We start from the raw sequence: 1,975 nt of genomic DNA on the forward strand, positions 1-1,975 counted from the left end.
GCAGACGCATCGGAATCCACGATAATGCCTCCGCTAAGATCCTGACTGCTGTTGTGTGAGATGAAATCAGACTGCCCAAGGAAGACACTACCAGGCAGCCCATAAGGAAATGGAAGTCGCGCGACCTCCACCTCGATAAACACAGCACTGGTGTGAACGGAGTCCGCAACAGATAATCGCAATAAATAATTGCCTGACTGAGCAAATGTAACTTCCGGATCAACGGAATGTATATCGCTAAAGCTTACTCCTGAAGGGCCAGACACCTGCTCCCAACTAATTGTCAACTGATCCAACGGTGACGCATCCAATATCACAGGCAGAGGATTGAGCTTAGCAGGAAGAGTCACTTGGTAGCTTTCTTCGATCTGTATCACTGGAGCGTCCGGGCTACTCGAAACGGGTGCCCAATCATTCGTGCGAAACGGAGTGACTTGCAGTCCATTACGATCCTGGAGATTTGCCACTGGGTTACTGCTCCAAGCATACCTTACAGCGACAGGATTCGCAACTGAATCGCTCCAAACCTCAACACTATCTTTTCCCACAATCTTAGCCTCAGCCCATACATACTGCTGATCTTCACCAGCAATACTAAACCCTTTGACCTCAGTGCTATCGAAAGCATAAAGTTGAGTGGCCACATGATCGAACTTCACCGTCACTGTGTTGCCGCTGATTGACATTGAAGCATAACGAGGACTATCACTGGCAATATCAAAGCCATAGTCTTTAGCTAAGGCATGACGCACCAAACGATTCGCTACAGTTTGCTTGTCACGTGGATGAATGTCACGTCCTTCTCCCGCATCGATTATGACAGTCTCGCCAGTATTCGGCAACGATAAGGTCATAGTTTGCGCCTCGCGCAATTCCGCCCAGTGACTATCCCCCGGCTCAGTAACTTCATTTTGATAATCAGCAAGTTGCACCCAATAAAAAGAAAAATCACCTTGCTGCCAAAGATTGCGCCAAGTCGTAATCAACAATGGAAAGAGCTCACGGTAAAGAGCCGCCTGCCACGCATCAGACTCGCCCTGATACCAAATGACGCCACGTATACCATAGCCTGCCAAAGGATATACAGAACCATTGTAGATATTAGCCGGACGATTTTGACTATACCGTGGATCATTCGGCCAACTCACTGCTGGATCTGGACGCCCAGCGGCTACCCATGCTTCATAAGCTGCCAACTTTTCTGCATGAATTTCATCTGAATATGAGCCGGCACGCTCATCCCAAACTGACAACATTTCATCGTAAACTTCTGAACTCTCGAGGGCCTCACGAGAGACCCAGGCTGCCGCCGCCGAACCACTCCACGAATTGTCAATTAAGCCAATGGGGACATTCAGGATATGCTGCAAACGCTTACCAAATAAATAACCTACAGCAGAAAACTGCCCTGCTGACGCCGAGGTCGAGAGCACCCATTCACCTCCAAGATCATCTTGCAGCTCCTGAGTGGCAACCTTCTTTACAGTGAAAAGACGGATTTGAGCATTATTGGCATCCGCTAATTCAACATCAGCATGATTCACAGTATCCAAATTCAACTCCATATTCGATTGCCCGGAACAAAACCAGACTTCCCCGACCAGAACGTCTTCAAAAGTCACTGCATTATCGCCCGCGACATGCAAGGTATAAGGGCCGCCGACCTCTAAAGGGGTTAAGTCTACTCGCCAATTTCCATCAGCATCAGCAACGGTTGAATGCGACTGCCCTCCAATTTGAACTGTAACCACTTCATCCGCATCTGCGGTCCCCCAAACTGGGTTGATTTGCTCACGCTGCAACACCATATGGTCCGTGAAGATACCAGGCAGATGCACATCGGCATGGGCGGTCAAGCAGAAACTGACGAATGAGAGCAGTAATGGGAGACAGGATTTAAAAATATGCATAACAACAATTGTTAATCTAAGTGCATCGAAAAAGATGCAGGCAGATCTAGTTTTAAAATGACATG

The 1,975-nt window shown here is 48.1% G+C and carries 1 protein-coding gene; it reads right to left on the reverse strand.

All coding sequences use genetic code 11. The features are described from left to right. On the reverse strand, positions 1–1,910 hold a 1,910-nt coding region (locus tag QEH59_RS18460; protein WP_308986860.1), incomplete at its 3' end, for a sialate O-acetylesterase. Positions 1,911–1,975 lie beyond the last annotated feature (65 nt).

Source organism: Thalassobacterium sedimentorum, assembly GCF_031127905.1.
Taxonomy (GTDB): Bacteria; Verrucomicrobiota; Verrucomicrobiia; order Opitutales; family Coraliomargaritaceae; genus Thalassobacterium; species Thalassobacterium sedimentorum.